Raw genomic sequence first — 1,055 nt, 5'->3', positions numbered from 1 at the left:
CATCTCCTATTTCCCCAGTTGTTGATGCCGTTCAAAGTGGTATTGATGTTCTTCAAGGTGTGGAAAGTTTAAAAACTAGCATTATTAATACAGGCATTAATACTGTTGCGGACACTGTAGTTGGCGTACTTCCTCAAACTGAACACCCTGTTACTGATATTGCTCACCTCGGTACATTAACTTTTGAAACTTCTCGCGATACTGTAAATGGTGCGCTTGAAGTTGTATCTGATTTAGTGGGCGGCAATATCCAAGGTGCAACTGATCATGCGACTGGTATTGTCAACACTCTCGTTTCAAATGGCACAACTGCGACTGGCATTTTAACCGACATTCTTGGTGGCGTAACTGGTGCTATTGGTGGTGTTACTGGTGGTACCACTGGCGGTAACCCGCTTGGTACTGTGACTGATATCATCGGTGGTTTAACTGGTGGCGCTACTGGCGGTAACCCGCTTGGTACTGTGACTGATATCATCGGTGGTTTAACTGGTGGTGTTACTGGTGGTAACCCTCTTGGCACTGTGACTGACATTATCGGTGGTTTAACTGGTGGTGTTACTGGTGGTAACCCTCTTGGCACTGTGACTGACATTATCGGTGGTGTGACGGGCGGTGTTACTGGCGGTAATCCTCTTGGTACTGTGACTGACATTATCGGTGGTTTAACTGGTGGCGCTACTGGCGGCAACCCGCTTGGTACTGTGACTGACATCATCGGTGGTGTAACGGGCGGGATTATTGGTGGTGGTACATCTCCTATTTCCCCAGTTGTTGATGCCGTTCAAAGTGGTATTGATGTTCTTCAAGGTGTGGAAAGTTTAAAAACTAGCATTATTAATACAGGCATTAATACTGTTGCGGACACTGTAGTTGGCGTACTTCCTCAAACTGAACACCCTGTTACTGATATTGCTCACCTCGGTACATTAACTTTTGAAACTTCTCGCGATACTGTAAATGGTGCGCTTGAAGTTGTATCTGATTTAGTGGGCGGCAATATCCAAGGTGCAACTGATCATGCGACTGGTATTGTCAACACTCTCGTTTCAAAT

1 pseudogene is annotated in these 1,055 nt (G+C 45.8%); it reads left to right on the top strand.

Features of this window, described 5'->3' with window-relative positions:
* Positions 1–1,055 (top strand): annotated as a pseudogene (locus tag J678_RS23735) (hypothetical protein); the annotation flags it as partial.

This window comes from Acinetobacter sp. 1424608, from assembly GCF_000588255.1.
Classification (GTDB): domain Bacteria; phylum Pseudomonadota; class Gammaproteobacteria; order Pseudomonadales; family Moraxellaceae; genus Acinetobacter; species Acinetobacter nosocomialis.
Note: the sequence above shows the minus strand (reverse complement) of the source record. Positions and strands in the feature narration are given on the sequence as shown.